Annotated in this window: 15 protein-coding genes; 8 read left to right on the top strand and 7 right to left on the bottom strand. The window is 41.5% G+C overall.

The annotated features are described in order from the left end of the window. Positions 1-22: 22 nt before the first annotated feature. Entirely contained in the window at positions 23-1081 is a 1059-nt protein-coding gene (locus tag ACJAT7_RS02940; RefSeq protein ID WP_415225303.1) for an FUSC family protein, read from the bottom strand. A gap of 243 nt (positions 1082-1324) precedes the next feature. Here ACJAT7_RS02940 and elbB point away from each other — a divergent pair, with 243 nt between their 5' ends. Continuing rightward, complete coding sequence (gene elbB, locus ACJAT7_RS02935) at positions 1325-1984, top strand: isoprenoid biosynthesis glyoxalase ElbB (RefSeq protein WP_415225302.1); 660 nt, start codon at positions 1325-1327, stop codon at positions 1982-1984. A gap of 107 nt (positions 1985-2091) precedes the next feature. Here the strand turns inward: elbB and ACJAT7_RS02930 are convergent, their stop codons facing one another. Next, positions 2092-3897 carry a CotH kinase family protein gene (locus ACJAT7_RS02930; RefSeq protein ID WP_415225301.1) on the bottom strand — a complete coding sequence of 602 codons (1806 nt, stop codon included), beginning with the start codon at positions 3895-3897 and terminating at the stop codon, positions 2092-2094. 845 nt (positions 3898-4742) lie between these two features. Between ACJAT7_RS02930 and ACJAT7_RS02925 the strand changes: the two genes are divergently transcribed. The 4 genes from ACJAT7_RS02925 to ACJAT7_RS02910 all read left to right on the top strand — a co-directional run bounded on the left by ACJAT7_RS02925 (position 4743) and on the right by ACJAT7_RS02910 (position 9050). Then, on the top strand, positions 4743-5870 hold the full coding sequence (locus ACJAT7_RS02925) for a conjugal transfer protein TraF (protein WP_415225300.1): 1128 nt from the start codon (positions 4743-4745) through the stop codon (positions 5868-5870). Positions 5871-6133: 263 nt separating this feature from the next. Beyond that, a complete protein-coding gene (locus tag ACJAT7_RS02920; protein ID WP_415225299.1) occupies positions 6134-6757 on the top strand; it encodes a site-2 protease family protein in 624 nt (207 codons plus the stop codon). A 569-nt stretch (positions 6758-7326) separates the two neighbouring features. Next, positions 7327-8679, top strand: a complete 1353-nt coding sequence (nhaD, locus tag ACJAT7_RS02915; RefSeq protein ID WP_415225298.1) for a sodium:proton antiporter NhaD — start codon at positions 7327-7329, stop codon at positions 8677-8679. A 155-nt stretch (positions 8680-8834) separates the two neighbouring features. Then, a complete protein-coding gene (locus ACJAT7_RS02910) occupies positions 8835-9050 on the top strand; it encodes an alternative ribosome-rescue factor A (protein ID WP_415225297.1) in 216 nt (71 codons plus the stop codon). Positions 9051-9121: 71 nt separating this feature from the next. Here the strand turns inward: ACJAT7_RS02910 and ACJAT7_RS02905 are convergent, their stop codons facing one another. The 4 genes from ACJAT7_RS02905 to ACJAT7_RS02890 all read right to left on the bottom strand — a co-directional run bounded on the left by ACJAT7_RS02905 (position 9122) and on the right by ACJAT7_RS02890 (position 12131). Then, a complete protein-coding gene (locus ACJAT7_RS02905; RefSeq protein WP_415225296.1) occupies positions 9122-9247 on the bottom strand; it encodes a DUF4172 domain-containing protein in 126 nt (41 codons plus the stop codon). A 32-nt stretch (positions 9248-9279) separates the two neighbouring features. Beyond that, entirely contained in the window at positions 9280-10083 is an 804-nt protein-coding gene (locus ACJAT7_RS02900) for an ion channel (protein WP_415225295.1), read from the bottom strand. A gap of 436 nt (positions 10084-10519) precedes the next feature. After that, complete coding sequence (locus tag ACJAT7_RS02895; protein ID WP_415225294.1) at positions 10520-10828, bottom strand: DUF904 domain-containing protein; 309 nt, start codon at positions 10826-10828, stop codon at positions 10520-10522. Between the two features lie 415 nt (positions 10829-11243). Further along, positions 11244-12131, bottom strand: coding sequence for a LysR family transcriptional regulator (locus ACJAT7_RS02890; protein WP_415225293.1), 888 nt, complete (start codon positions 12129-12131; stop codon positions 11244-11246). Between the two features lie 111 nt (positions 12132-12242). Between ACJAT7_RS02890 and ACJAT7_RS02885 the strand changes: the two genes are divergently transcribed. From ACJAT7_RS02885 to ACJAT7_RS02875, 3 genes are all read left to right on the top strand, one after another. Continuing rightward, entirely contained in the window at positions 12243-13103 is an 861-nt protein-coding gene (locus tag ACJAT7_RS02885; RefSeq protein ID WP_415225292.1) for an MBL fold metallo-hydrolase, read from the top strand. Beyond that, positions 13097-13717, top strand: coding sequence for a DsbA family protein (locus ACJAT7_RS02880; RefSeq protein WP_415225291.1), 621 nt, complete (start codon positions 13097-13099; stop codon positions 13715-13717). Before ACJAT7_RS02885 ends, ACJAT7_RS02880 begins: the two co-directional genes overlap by 7 nt. A gap of 343 nt (positions 13718-14060) precedes the next feature. Next, complete coding sequence (locus tag ACJAT7_RS02875; RefSeq protein ID WP_415225328.1) at positions 14061-14462, top strand: DoxX family protein; 402 nt, start codon at positions 14061-14063, stop codon at positions 14460-14462. Between the two features lie 182 nt (positions 14463-14644). Here the strand turns inward: ACJAT7_RS02875 and ACJAT7_RS02870 are convergent, their stop codons facing one another. After that, positions 14645-15076, bottom strand: a complete 432-nt coding sequence (locus ACJAT7_RS02870) for a MarR family winged helix-turn-helix transcriptional regulator (protein ID WP_415225290.1) — start codon at positions 15074-15076, stop codon at positions 14645-14647. Between the last annotated feature and the right edge of the window lie 20 nt (positions 15077-15096).

The raw sequence follows: 15096 nt of genomic DNA, 5'->3' as shown, positions 1-15096 counted from the left end.
AATTCCAGCACTGAAAGTCCGACTATTTTTTTCTTTGGAAATGTTCACTATTAAAGACTTTACTTAAGTTGAATGAGATAGATGAAATATGGTGGGCTAACTCATGATTTAGCCATAAATAGCCAAAAAAAGTGAAATTATCCATATTTTCACTGCTATCAATGGTGCTAAAGGTTTCATAAGTAATCGACAATAAACGAATATCATCGGTTAATAATTGATCTACCTCGCCAATATCAACCTGCATGCTGAGTTTATTGATCCGTTTAAACAGCTGGCCCGTCGCTTTAATCAGCTGTGAATTTTCTCTGATTGTCTGGACGGCATTTTGACTGTCCCATTCTCGATTAATTAATGTTTCTAAAACACTTAGCACTCGTCGTTCCATAATGACGATATCGGTAATATCTTGATTCTCGCCTTTCCACTCTTTATATATATGTTCCATCAACGAACGTTGTTTTGCCAAGTTAACGCTTAGCAACTTTAGATTGTAATCACTGATTTGTACGCTGCTATGTAAGTGTTTGCTGTGCATTAGATAATAATCACTGGATAACTGTAAAAATTCAGTGACCAGCAATTGAAAGTGGATCAGTGCTCTTGATGGGAAAAATAGGCGGCTACAGATAATGCTTAAAACCGATCCCCAAATAACATTAATCGCTCGCCACTCTGCAACGGCAATATCTCCGCCGCCCCCTCCGGCGACTAAAAACAGTGTTAAGGCGACTAAAACCGCCGCATACGAGTGTTTTCCTTTTACCGCATACATAGCAACCGCAAGTATTAACAGTAAGAAAAAGTCATGCAGCATTATATATGCAGCAGGAAGCAGATAAAGTGCTAAGCCCAGACTGGCGCCGATAATGGTTCCGATTAAGCGTTGATTGGCTTTAGTTAATACGGAGCCGAGATAGGAAATCGGTCCCATTACAACGATGATGGTGATCAGTGCCCAGTTTGAGTGAGGAAAATCGAAAACACGAATAACGAAGAGCGCTATCGCACAGGCGATAACAACACGTGCAATATGCAGCATATGTTGATGCCGTATCACAAAACGATCAGAAAGAACCATTTACCCAACTCAATATAATAAAAAGTGGAGAATATCCTTTTTTTAGCCGCTAAACCAATAAAGCTTGGACTAGACAACTTTTTGTTCAGTCTCACCGCCCCTTTCAGATTACTGTTTGCTGTGATAGCAACTAAACTCAGAAAGACTAGAATGTACGAATGGGAGCAGAGTTACTGTTTTGTGGATGTTCAATGTTCAGCACAGATAAATCGCTTTATATAAGACTATAAGAGGAAAATTAATATGAAATATGTAGCAGTGATATTGGCTGGATCTGGTTTTCTTGATGGCTCAGAAATTAGAGAATCGGTTCTGACCCTTTTAGCTCTGGACAGTGAAGGTGCCAAATATAAAATATTTGCACCTAATAAAGATCAACACCATGTTATTGATCACCTTAAAGGTGAAGAAGTTACTGGTGCCACCCGAAACGTGCTTGAAGAATCAGCCAGAATTGCGCGTGGAGAAATTGAAGATTTGGCGCAGTTAAATGCCAGTGATTTTGATGCTTTGATTATTCCGGGTGGTTTTGGTGTGGCCAAAAACCTCTGTTCATTCGCATTCGATGGCAGTACAGCTTCTGTTGACCAACAAGTTGCTGCCAAACTACAAGAGTTTAAAAAAGCTAACAAACCAATTGGTGCAATCTGTATTGCCCCTGCCTTGGTGGCTCTGTCATTTGGCGATCAAAAACCGCTACTCACTATTGGTACAGATCAGGGGACGGCCGCTGAACTGGAAAAACTAGGGGCAAAACATCAAATCTGTGCAACATCTGAGTGTGTCGTCGATGTCACGCATAAAATTGTCACCACGCCTGCTTATATGGATGGCAGTGCCAGGATAGCGGATGTCTATGCAGGTATTTCAAAGCTGGTTAAAAACGTCATTAAACTGGCTTAACTTGAAAAGGTACATTTCCCCAAATCTGTTTGGGGAGAATCTACCTTTATATTAATAATCCTTATTTTACAAGCAACTACTCACCTTCTTGAGTCTTTTGCTATTAGTTAAGGTGCAAGACTACGGCGCCTAATCAATACCATCAAACACAACGACAAGATTATCGTCACAGAACTACTACCAGCGGTCACTGAGCTTGGCGCTAAGCTAGTCTCTGGCTCTGGCTCTGGCTCTGGGCTAGCTTCTGGTTCATTATCGTTCAACATTTTAAGCTCATAGCGACCATCAATCGCATAGAAGGTAATGCTGTATTCGCCCTCACCTTCGGTAAAGAGTATGTCTGCACCAGCGGCATCTACGATCCCATCGCCACCATTATCACCAAAGTTTTGACTCCAATCGGCGTATATATCGAACTTAAAGCGTGGCGAGTCTGTAACGTTACTTTCGGGATCGTTCGTTACGGTAATACGCCAAACATTAGGCTCTACTTGCGTCATCAAACTGGCTCCCCAGTCATTGCTGACACCGCGGTAATATACCGTTGAATAGATATTTTCAACGAGGTTCAAGGCACGTAAAACAGCATCACGGCGAGTCTCATACCAATTTTTACCGGCATCTAGATCAAAAATCCTATAGCTGCTTTCATTGCCCCAATAAGCGGGACTATCATTGATAATTTCATTATCACCGGTATCATTTTTCAGATCGTCACGGATCAGCTGATGGACACTTTCTATCCACGGCAGTGAATCTACTTCAAGCATTAGCCCCGACTCTGTGACCAAGTCTTTAAGGTAACCTTGATACTCTGCACTATAGTGGTCAATGGCTAAAATCTTCCGTACCAACAGTGGTGCATCATTAGCCGATGCAAACTCCAATGGATTGCGCTCCCCCGCATCACCGACCAATAAAGAGGTGCCTAGGGTATTGTCGGTATCATAAGGAACAAAATGCATCACTTCGCTTTCATCAATATAGATAAAAAAGTTATTACCGTTACCCCAGAAACCATCCCAATGTCCTAATACAGCTTCACTTGCTAAGCCTTTAAGTAAGAGGGGAATATTAATATGCAGTGCAACATAATCCTCAAAATCCGGCCCCTCTAAGTTACTAAAGTTCTGTGCTAGTTCAACCAGTTGGGCATGTGCTTGTGTATATTTACTGCCCTTGCCTTTATATTCAAAACTGGCTTGGTCAAATTCACCTACCCCACCCCAACTCCCATTTATCCGTGAAAAATGCGCTTTACCCCAAGCTTTATTATTACCCTGCCACAAAAAACCACCATCATTGTCTGGGCCAAAACGCTTATCTAAGTATTCTTTGCGATTAACACTTTCATTCATGCGATAAACACCAAAGTAAACATCAACTCTGTCACCCACACTAATATCTAAGCGCGCGTAGGTAGAAGAGTGCGTCGTCCAAACATTAAAGTTTTGCATAATATGATTAGACAAAGGCTCACGGACATAGCTCTGATCATCTTTAAAGCGTTTCAGTTTAAGCTTGGCAATGCCACTCAACTCTTGGTCATCAACAAATTCATCAAAGTCGAGGGTGAAGTTAGCTTGCGTATAATTACCGTTTGGCTGCTGCGGTAATACAAAGCTGGTATTGCCGCTGATCTTAATGCCAATATTGCTTAAGGGATACTCAACACCGCCTTTAATGAAGATCATGTCGCCACTCACCTCTTCACGAACGCTACTGGTAGAGCTGAGTAATAAGCTCCACTGGTTTTCGCTAAAATGCAGTCGCATTTTAGGAAGATCGTCAATATCAAACCAAAACTGATGTTCTGGATCTTGCAGGTAACTGGTATCATTAAAGGCTTGACTAGCCGTAGTAACGAGCAAATAAAGCAGACCGAAAATTATCGATAGTTTTTTGAATTTCATAATATTCCCTGTGCCGTAGCACTATTAAAATTTATTTATCTTGATGCGTTTTATACGCTAACCACACAACAAAAACAGTGACACTTAAGCGCTTGATAAATAATCATAATCAATCTAGATCACAGCTTAAAAAAATAAACTTCAGCTAAATCCTCGCTATATAGTGAATCGGCATTAACACCCTCCAATTTTTCTATAGAAGACAAAAGACAAACTATCTCTCAGATGGCTGTTTTTAATACAGCTAATAAAGGATCTAATGCGGATGTAAATGGCATCAAAATCAAAGACCAGGCATCGTTAACTTAGAGGCAGAATTTCACGCTAGTGGTCGGATTAACCGTGGTGATGCTCATGTTCATGTTCTTGTTCCCACACTCTGCATGGTAATGTCATTCCCGAGTTATTTTGTCGGGAAGTGAAAAATTTGTCCGGAATAAATTTAAACGTTGGAATTTACGACAATGACCTGAAAGGCGTAGGTCAGGACGCCCGAGTCATTTACAACAGTTCAGTGTCATGAATGGGCTAAGCTCTGCGTGCCCTTACCCAGAGCCAATAGCACCAAAACTAAGCGAGATCCTCAACAAAACACTTTGAGGATGACGGAATAGAATCCCCGTCCCGTCATTCCCGAGTTATTTTGTCGGAATCTTCGCACTAGCTGCACCATAAAAAATACAATTATTAATAAGCCAAAGTTATAGATGCACTCGAATGCACTTTTATTATTTTACCCTGCCCCCGTTTTAAGGAAGATAATATCGATATTTCAGCGTAACTAAATTACAATAAATCAAAATTTATTTACTCAAACTCAGCAAATCAAAATGGATATTCTATTTATGAATCAAAAAACGATATTAGCCTTGAGCATTAGTACGCTTCTATTAACCTCAAATGTAAATGCATCCAACAAAGTGGCTGATGCCCGAGGTAATGCAATGGGTAACACGGGTGTTGCTTCTGCTGATTATCTTACTGCACCGTTTTATAATCCGGCACTGGGGGCCAGTTTTAAAAACGACGATAATTTTGGTCTACTTATCCCTGCTATCGGCGTTTCTGTCAGTGATAAAGATGACAGTTTAACGACCATTGATGATCTACAATCGTCTATTGAAGCATTTGAAGCTTCAGGTTCAACTTCAGCGTCAGACCTTGAGGATATCAATAGATACCTTGATCAGCTGGACGGCAATACACCATTAACGGTTACAGCCGGTCTTGGCTTTGCGATTGCATTTCCAACTAAGGTAGTTTCTGCTAATTTATTTGCCCACGGTTATACTGAAATCGTTGCAGATACACAGATAACCGCCAGTTATTTAAATTCGACTGCAGATATGCGTGCCTTTGGTTATTCTGAAGTTGGTTTAGCCTTGGCCAAGGAATATTCTGTCTTAGGCGAAAGAGTTTCTTTCGGTGTAACGCCTAAATACCAAAACATGGCAACGTATGCGCAGCTCGTCACAATCCGTGACTTCGATATTGAAGATTACGATGAAAATAAAATCACAAAAAATGCGTTTAACTTTGATTTAGGTGCAATGTGGTATAAAGATAATTTCCGTGTGGGTATCGCAGTTAAAGATATATTGGCACAAGAGATTGACGTATTTAATGGCACAAGTATAAATGATACCTATAACTTAGATACACAAGTCACTGCCGCTGTCGCTTACTCTTCTGATTATTTTACTGCCGCTGTTGATGCCGATTTAACCAAACAAACGCGTTTCCAAAATTTAGACGATGATACTCAATTTTTACGTTTTGGCCTAGAAGGCAATGCATGGGGTTGGGCTGCGTTACGTGCTGGTTATGAGGTCGATTTGCAGGATACTATTGATAATACGTTTACAGCGGGTATCGGTATTAGTCCATTCGATCTAGTAAGAATAGATATAGCGGGCGCTTATACAGGTGAAAATCAGCTTGGTGCTTCTGCTAATTTAGCATTTACTTTTTAATTATCTAATTAATAATATCGGGTAGGGTGAGGCTTCTGCCCCACCCATCTCACAGAGCCGTACATATCTATTAATCTCGTACGGCTCATCTATTCTTACATCCTGAGTCCCTCTGTCTGTCCTCACTTCTCTCTACTCTCTACTCATGTTATGGCAACTGCAGCAGTGACGAGCATGAGCTGTTTTCATTGATTAATGGTAAAGTGATTAATGGTAAAGTGATTAAACAAAAATTATAACTTAACAGGGTTAAAAAATTAGCTATGGGTCTATTATCTCTTTTAATGCAAAACCCGGTAACATTTTTAATGTTAGCGATACCGCTTTTGTATTCCATTATTTTTCATGAAATTGCACACGGGCTGGTTGCATCGTGGTTTGGTGACAACACGGCAAGGCGTTCCGGGCGATTAACCCTCAACCCGATTGCACACATCGACCCGATTGGCACGCTGATGCTTTTGCTTATTGGCTTTGGCTGGGCTAAGCCGGTACCGGTAAATTTCGCAAACCTAAAGCCCTCTCGGCTGGGTGTTATTTGTGTCGCGCTTGCCGGTTGTACAATAAATATCTGCATTGCAATGGCTGCAATATTGTTGATGCAGTTTGAAGTTTTTAGTACGAGTTCCATCTTTTCAACGGTTTTACCTATTGTGGCAAAAATCAATATTATGCTAGCGGCCTTTAACTTAATTCCTATTCCCCCGCTTGATGGCTCTAGAGTACTTATGGAATTTCTCCCTAAGCAGATGCAGGCACCGTTAGTGCGAATCGAACCCTATGGATTTTTCATCATCTTAATATTGCTCTATACCGGTGTTTTGTATCCGGTTATTGATGTTGTCCAGAATCTCATCTATAGCTTTATCTCGATATTTTTTGCTTAATAATGGGTCGCCGCTTTGCGGGAATCTCTGGCCTTATTAGTGAAGAACAAAAGGCTGGATGAAGTTCTGAGTAAGTAAGGTCTATAGAGTAATGGCCCTTCCGTCATTCCCGAGCGGTCCCCCTTCCGTCATTCCCGAGTTGTCCTGTCGGGAATCTCAGCGCTAAGAGCAGCAGAACTCAATGAGTTCCTCAACAAAACACTTTGAGGATGACGGAGTAATATCTCCTTGAATACGACGGAGTAATATCTCCTTGAATACGACGGAGTAATATCTCCTTGAAGATGCCGGATCAGTATCTCCTTGAGGATGACGGTGAAAATAGATATCCGTTACCGAACGAAATTATTGATGAACTCGCAGCCAAGACAGTAAGGCAAGATGCAAAATGAACCATTTGCTTGATATTACCTGCAAAAACATCTCCATTGTGAAAAAAAACAAAGGTTTAAATGGAAAAAAGTGGCTAAAGCTTCAACATTCAGAGGATTGACGCTAAAATAGATTTTCCTATCGCCATTAGCTAGAGAGATATCTATGAGTATTCACAAAATTATACAAGAGGTAACATGACAAGAGCAGAGGGAGGCATTCAAGCAGTTGATTTAGCCGTTGAACCATTTGGTTGGTTATTATTAGCAATATTTATAGTCGGGTATTATTTTATAGCTGCAGAAGAAAAATACCATATAAACAAAGCTAAACCAGCATTGTTTACCGGTACATTTATGTTTATGTTGCTCGGCGGTTATTACGCTATAAATGGACTTGATTTTTCAGCATTTGACACAGAAATAGCACACCTGATACTGGAAATTGCAGAGATTTTCTTCTTCTTATTTGTAGCGATGACATTTATTGAAGCACTTATTGAGAGAAATGTTTTTGATGCTTTAAAAGAAAAACTACTCAAAGCTGGATATAACTATAAACAGCTCTTTTGGGTAACTGGATTTTTAGCATTTTTTATCTCTCCAGTTGCAGATAATCTCACAACAGCGCTTATTCTTTCCACCGTCCTTATTACAATAGAAAAAGACAACAAAGCTTTCTTAGTGCCGGCTGCAATCAATATAGTCGTCGCGGCGAATGCGGGGGGGGCCTGGTCGCCATTTGGTGATATTACAACACTCATGGCATGGTCTGCGGGTAAGGGAGGATTTATTGATTTCTTATTTTTATTTCCTGCTTCTATCATTGGTTGGGGTGTTACAGCCTTCTTACTTTCTCGTTTTGTGCCAGAAGGATCTCCTAAACAAATTGAAGGTTCAGAGCCCGTTCATATTCACAAGGGAGGTAAAGTAATCATCGGGCTGGGTATATTTACAATCGCTTCAGCCGTATTAGGAAAGCAACTGATGCACTTGCCGCCTATGTGGGGAATGTTATTTGGTCTTTCGCTTTTACAACTTTATGCATACACACTTAAAAAATATCATGACCACGATATTCAGATTTATAAATCTGTCTCAAAAGTTGAAAATGACACACTGCTGTTTTTCTTCGGTATATTAGCAGCCGTAGGTGCACTTCACTTTGCCGGTTTCTTAGGTCATGCAGTTAAGTTATATACAATGTTTGATCCAATGTATGTAAATATGGGTGTCGGTTTCTTATCGGCAATTGTTGATAATGTGCCCGTTATGTCTGCCGTTTTAAAAGCGTCTCCGGATATTCCTTTAGCTCAATGGATGCTGGTTACTTTAACGGCCGGTGTTGGTGGCAGCATGATCTCTTTTGGCTCTGCTGCAGGTGTTGGTGTAATGGGCAAACTTAAAGGTGTATATACTTTTGGTGCGCACATGAAATACTCATGGACGATAGTTATCGGTTACTTTGCATCCGTTGCTGTTTGGTATACTCAATATGAAGTTTTAGGCTTTTATATTAAACCCGCAGTTCAAGCTGTTTCTGGTCACTAATTAAAAAATTTGTTCTCAGGCTTTGCTTGAGAACATCCCCTTTACAAAACTTTAAAGACTAAATAGCTTCTTTTAACCAGCAAGATTGATTAGTTATTGATCGGATTTACTATAATAGTGATAGACTGATTGCACTTCAAAGGAGAAGAAAACAGATGGCTAAACATAATAAATTGGTAAAAGCGCCTGCGCTGAGCCCAAAACAAAAACAGGTAGAGCTTGCTCGCGGTACGATCAACCACTCTGCACTTGGCGCGCTCGTAACAAGCAAGGTTTTTTGCATGAGAGTCGTGCAAGCAAAAAAAGGAAAAGGATCATTCAATCGTAAAGCAAAGCACTCAGGAAAAGAGTGTTATCAAATAGCGGCTTAATCCCCAGCCATTATTTGATAACACTTTTTTAAATAGTTTTTGGACGACTAAATTTTACATAAATCGGTGCATCAGCTCTTTAGCTTTAAACCAACAAAACTTACATCCTGATTCAATTGCACTTTCCTAAGCAATGGATTTATTAACTCACTATTCCAACTAAAATTCGACCAACCTTTGTTATTCCAAATCCACATAGTTCACTTGGTTTTTCTTCGCGGCTTAATAACTAATTATTGCTCCCTTCGGTGGTGATATGTAACACCTGTCCGCAATGTTTGCAGTGAACAGCATCCGTATCGTGGCGATTTAGTCCGCAGGCAGGACACTCAAAGCGTATCTTACCAGGTCGGAAGATTGTTTGAATCAGACGCAAGAACAGGGAAATGCCGAAAATCATAATCAGCACCGCGAGGATATGTCCACTTGTACCAATCAGCGTTATATCACCAAAACCGGTTGTCGTTAACGTCGCAATAGTAAAATACAAAGCATCGACATAGCTTTTTATCGCGGGATTAGCGCCCACCTGACTGACATAGACGATGGCGGTAATGATAAAAACAAAGACCATCAGGTTAACAATACTGAAAATGATATCTTCATGTAAACGTACAAACGTTGATTGCTGGCGCAGAGTTCTAAGCATGCGATAAGAACGCAGCAATCGAAGTGACCGTAAAACGCGCAGAAAACTGAAATTTCCCGCCAGCGAGGGAGCCAGCAATGAGGCAATGACGATCAAATCAGCTAATCCAACCGGATGAAATATATCGCGCAGCCTTTTTTTGCTGATATACAGCCGGGCGCCGAATTCGATCAGATAGATAAGACCGATGCCTTGCTCCAGCAGATACTGACTATCCAGGGTGTAAAAAAATGATCCTATTACAAAATAAAAGATAGTAATGCCGTCAAAGGCAAGTAGCCCCCAACGAAAATTGCGCGCCCTCACACTCGCGCCATGATAGAGAAAATCTATTTGCATGCGAAGTCGTTGGTCAAAGCTCGCCTGAGATGGCTTATTAGTCATAAATTACCTTGTTCTTAGATAGAAGCTAACTATAGAGGGCATCTAGCTAGTATCGGTATATATAGTTATCGCAATCTATCATGCTTAAAGCATCTCAACTAAAGTAAAAGCAGCCTTCACTATCAATACCCGTTTTAGCCAAAAGCATCCCGGCAAATCACAGACTAGTTAGCGGCTTAGGATTTCTTACCGGTTGCAGCATGATGGTTGACCAGAAAAACAGACAAAACAGGAATGAGATTGCATTTGAGCACAAGTTGTGAAGATCTTATTTAATTAAAGGCTAAGCGAATATTATCGTTCTCACGCTCTGCGCGGTAATATCAGCGCCAACCGCACCATAAAAAAACAACGCTTAATAAGCCAAAGTTATGGAAGTACTCCAATGCACATCTATTATTTTACTCTGACCCCATTTTTCGGGGCCAAGGTCAGATTAACCGTGGTGATGTTCATGATGTTCATGGTGTTCATGGTGTTCATGTTCATTGTGCTCATGATGCTCATGTTCATTGTGCGTATCATGTTGTGCTTCTTGTAATCTAGATAACAGACTGTTTAAGCCTGCTTCCGTTTGTTGTTGTTTTTCATCGCTTTCTAATGCTGCAAGCTGCAACATTTCATTTTCTTCGATGAGTTTAGTTTTTTGCTCTTGAAGTTCACTGACCTGCTTTTTAAGCTGGTTGCTCTTTTCAATTGTTTGTTCGATCAACTGTTCGAGTTGAGGCAGAGTATTTTCTAACATAAGGTGCTCTTATAAAAGGTATAAAGATAATATGCAATTTAATCTAAAATGACGCATATTGCCACACGTACACTAAATATTTATCTTGATTTGTACATATATTGAAAATTTTAGTTCAGCACAGAAAAGCACCTTAACGGCTTGTTTTTTGCCATAAAAGGCTAAAAGAGACTAATCTCAGCAACAAAAGATTAGGAGATCTATTTTCTCGTAGCCACGCTCTGCGTGCCCTTTCCAGCCGCACCATAAAAAAGACAATTCTTAATAAGCCAAAGTGATCGTTCTACTCGAATGTACTTTTATTATTTTGCGCTGAACCCATTCCATATCCATCGTCCCTCTCTTAAATGCATTCCTGCATCACGCCTACGTATAGGCTAAAGTTCATTGTATTAACTGCGCTTGTACAGGGCAATCACCAGGGGTACTGCCGAAAATAGGCATCTAAATAATCAATCAATGCTCTAACCGTAGGGGAAAGATGCTTTCTTGAAGGGTACAGAGCATAAATTTTCAAATCATTCACCTTCCAGTCGGGTAGCACAGCACTTAGCACCCCTTCTTTGATGTAACGATTCGCCAGATAACAGGGCTGCATAGAGATTCCGGCATGTAAAATAGCAGCGTGAAGCAGTGTGCTTGCTTCATTAGCGCTTAAACGGCAGTGAATATTTACCGATTCAAACTGTTCCTGTTGTGATAAATGCCAGACATTTCGTTCGAAATTCTTATAACCGAGACAATCATGCACGCTTAGATCCTCAGGTTTTTCGATGCCAGGCTTGTCCTGCAGATATTCAGGCGAGGCAACTAATACCGAGTCACAAATAGCAATAGGTTTACCGATCAATGCCGGATCGGGTTCGGAAGCAATTCGAATTGCTAAATCCACTCGTTGCTCAACAAAGTCAGTCACTGAATCCTGTACGTCAATATCGATATTGACCTTCGAATGCAGCTTCATAAACGCGGTGACTGCCGGGATCAATTGTGAAAAACCAAAGGACATACTGGTAACAATACGCACGCTGCCAGACAGTTCTTCACCTGGCGCCACTAAAGCAGTTAAATTATCAGCTTGTGCAAGCCACGCCTCTACATCCTTCAAACAGCTTTCACCCGCAGTGGTCAAGGAGATTTTGCGCGTGGTACGGTGCAGTAGCCGTGCATGTAACCAGTTTTCCATCGCTTCGATATAACGGGTCACCATTGGCCGGGACATTTCCAACCTCTCGGCAGTGGCCGTAAAGCTACGGGAGTAAGCGACGTCAATAAAGACTTTTGCGGCAGTGAGTCTGTCCATTTATTAGCTCGATTTAAGAAACAATGGTGCATACTTTAGGGTGTTTTTCCGAACATCACAATCCACTATTATTATCTCCGTACTCAATTACAACCTTTCCAGGAGATTAAAATGAATAAAGTTAGTTTATTAGTGGCAACATTATTAACCGCGAACACTGCGCTGGCAGACAGCAAAGCATTGACGCTCGATGTATACAACGCGGGAGCAGGCAGCTTTAACGTTAACGCGACTGTCGTTTACGGGGAAACCGAAGCGATCGTGGTTGATAGCGGTTTTAGCAAAGCAGATGCGCTGCGCATTGCAGCTAAGGTATTGGATTCCGGCAAAGAACTGAAAACAATCTTTATTAGTCAGGCCGATCCCGATTACTACTTTGGTGTAGAGGTGCTGCATGACTTGTTTCCTCAAGCAAATGCTTTGACAACCCCTGCCGTTAAACAGGCGCTCGAGCAAAAACTGCAAAAGAAACTGTCATTCTGGGGACCCAAACTGGGTGCAAACGCGCCAGTAAAACCGGCGACTCTTACGGCCTATACACAAGACTCGCTGAGCGTGGATGGACATAAAATCGAAATTCGCGGCACCAAAGGCATCCTAGCCCACCGCCCTTATTTATGGATCCCGGATAACAAAGCGATTATTGGTAATATCGGCGTTTTTGGCAATATCCACCTTTGGATGGCGGATACACAGACGGATCAGTCCATTAATGCTTGGTCAGCCCAGTTAGATGAGATGCAGGCACTCAAACCTGAAGTGGTTGTGCCGGGTCATATGAAAGCAGGAACGAAGTTAAACGCTGAAACTATCAGCTACTCACAGGGTTATATTAAAGATTTTCAGGCCGCAAAAGCTGCCAGTAAGAACAGTACCGAACTGATTGAAAAGATTTCGGCGAAGTACGCAGATCCTACCTCACTGGCACTGGGAATTGCTGCAAAAGTGCATATGGGAGAGATGAAATGGTAAAAGTTCATTACTTCTATGACCCGATGTGCGGTTGGTGTTACGGCGCCACCGCACTGCTTGAAACACTGATCGCGTCCGCTAACATTGAACTGATTTATCACCCGGGAGGCATGATCAACCGACAAACTATTGCCGCCTCATTTAAGGAGCATATTCTTAAAAATGATCAGGAGATCGCAAGCCAAACCGGTGCCGTTTTTGCAGCCCCCTATAAGGCGCGCTTAAAAAACAGAGAAAATTTGGTTTTTGATTCCTATATTACGACACGCGCAATATTGGTTGCCGAAGAAAATGGCGTGACCCCATTGATCATGCTCAAGGCAATTCAAAAAGCACATTTTGAGCAGGGAAAACAGGTCGAATTACTGGCAACTTTAGAAGAAATTGCAGTCTCTTTTGGTCTGCATAAAACCCGCTGGCAGGCGCAGATGCAGCAAGCCGAGCCAAAAGTCACAGAGGCAGTACAAGCAAGCCATCGACTGATGAATCAATATAAGGTGCAAGGCTACCCGAGCTTAATTGCAGAGACGGCTGATGGGCCTCAGCATCTTGCACATACAGCCTACTACCAGAATATATCTGCGTGGAATAATTTAATCAGCACACTTAATTGAGTGCACAATCACAACCTAAAAAACACAGGAAACAACTATGATTCAGAAAATACTTTCATCAAAAACAGGCGTATCGGCACTCATACCCATGATACTTCAAGATGCAAAGTCAGCAAGAAAAATTGTGCCGAGATGCTAGGCATAAAATTGAAGTATAGTTATTCTACATAGAGATTTTATAACAACGCAGATGGGCACAATTTACCTTGCCCTTCGGGGCACTAGCTCGAAAACCAGCGCTGCGTTGCACCAATCGAAAAGGGAATAACCATTACCTCATGTTGCGTCTTGCTCTGGTCTCCGAGCTTGCGCCTGACAAAGCATCTTGAGGTGACATGGGTATATATTACGGGTGCCATTGGGGTTGATCTTAGCCGCACATGGCGCTCAAAAACTGTTCAGCTGGTTTGGTGGGTACGGCCTGGAGGGAACTGGCAAGTGGATGGCAAGTATTGGTTTTGAACCCGGTTATCTAATGGCGTTGATGGCAGGCAGTGCTGAGTTCTTTGGCGGTATTGCATTATTGTTTGGATTATTGACCCGCCCTGCTGCTGTGGTCACCGCTTTTACAATGCTAATGGCAATATCCGTTGATTTCAGCCATGGTTTTTTTGTGGCTAACAAAGGTTATGAGTGCGGGCTAATACTCGCCACTGCATGTTTGTCGTTGGCTTTTCAGGGCGCAGGCAAGTTTTCTGTTGATCATCTATTAGCGTCAAAATTTGCAGACTATAAAAATAGATAGCCGCCCTATCAGCTTTTTATCCGGGCAATATGCAGAAAAATATTGCCTATAAAAATGGAAAAATAATTTATTAACCCGGTCATATTAAATAGCGAGTTAAGACAATCTCATCTTTTACTTCTAGATTGATATTGTCCATCTATTAAATGAATTCATACTTTCCTGCATTATTTCACTGGTTTTTATTTAAAGGTCCGAAGATTGGTCGATATGATATCTGCCGTTCTCTTAAACGCTTGCAGTTCTTCGCTTGTCAGGTTTTCCTGCATCTTCTTTTGGACATTGCGCTGAGTCTTGCTGATAAGTTCTGCCAGCACTTTTCCCTGTTCCGTCAGTGACAGAAGCTGACTTCTTCTGTCCTCCGGATTAGCTGTTTTAGTCAGCCACTTATTAGCAATCATTTCCTTAATCAGACGCGCGATTTGCGCCTTATCCCTGGCGAAGAAATGCACGATATCGTTAGCAGTGCAAATTTCGGATCTGTTGATGAACCCTAAACACTTCACATGCATGGCGTTTAAACCAATTTCGTTGGCTTTAAGTGTTGAACGCATCACTAACCGGTATGAGTCAACAATACTGAAAACAGTATCTGAAATAAAATTATTATCCATATAACGAGCCTCTGGTAGTT

Source organism: Psychromonas sp., assembly GCF_047632995.1.
In the GTDB taxonomy this organism is placed as follows: Bacteria; Pseudomonadota; Gammaproteobacteria; order Enterobacterales; family Psychromonadaceae; genus Psychromonas.
Note: the sequence above shows the minus strand (reverse complement) of the source record. Positions and strands in the feature narration are given on the sequence as shown.

Coding starts and splice junctions, on each gene's coding strand:
- ACJAT7_RS02940 (WP_415225303.1), bottom strand. CDS start 1,081: ATGGTTCTTTCTGATCGTTTTGTGATACGGCATCAACATATGCTGCAT.
- elbB (WP_415225302.1), top strand. CDS start 1,325: ATGAAATATGTAGCAGTGATATTGGCTGGATCTGGTTTTCTTGATGGC.
- ACJAT7_RS02930 (WP_415225301.1), bottom strand. CDS start 3,897: ATGAAATTCAAAAAACTATCGATAATTTTCGGTCTGCTTTATTTGCTC.
- ACJAT7_RS02925 (WP_415225300.1), top strand. CDS start 4,743: ATGAATCAAAAAACGATATTAGCCTTGAGCATTAGTACGCTTCTATTA.
- ACJAT7_RS02920 (WP_415225299.1), top strand. CDS start 6,134: ATGGGTCTATTATCTCTTTTAATGCAAAACCCGGTAACATTTTTAATG.
- nhaD (WP_415225298.1), top strand. CDS start 7,327: ATGACAAGAGCAGAGGGAGGCATTCAAGCAGTTGATTTAGCCGTTGAA.
- ACJAT7_RS02910 (WP_415225297.1), top strand. CDS start 8,835: ATGGCTAAACATAATAAATTGGTAAAAGCGCCTGCGCTGAGCCCAAAA.
- ACJAT7_RS02905 (WP_415225296.1), bottom strand. CDS start 9,247: ATGTGGATTTGGAATAACAAAGGTTGGTCGAATTTTAGTTGGAATAGT.
- ACJAT7_RS02900 (WP_415225295.1), bottom strand. CDS start 10,083: ATGACTAATAAGCCATCTCAGGCGAGCTTTGACCAACGACTTCGCATG.
- ACJAT7_RS02895 (WP_415225294.1), bottom strand. CDS start 10,828: ATGTTAGAAAATACTCTGCCTCAACTCGAACAGTTGATCGAACAAACA.
- ACJAT7_RS02890 (WP_415225293.1), bottom strand. CDS start 12,131: ATGGACAGACTCACTGCCGCAAAAGTCTTTATTGACGTCGCTTACTCC.
- ACJAT7_RS02885 (WP_415225292.1), top strand. CDS start 12,243: ATGAATAAAGTTAGTTTATTAGTGGCAACATTATTAACCGCGAACACT.
- ACJAT7_RS02880 (WP_415225291.1), top strand. CDS start 13,097: ATGGTAAAAGTTCATTACTTCTATGACCCGATGTGCGGTTGGTGTTAC.
- ACJAT7_RS02870 (WP_415225290.1), bottom strand. CDS start 15,076: ATGGATAATAATTTTATTTCAGATACTGTTTTCAGTATTGTTGACTCA.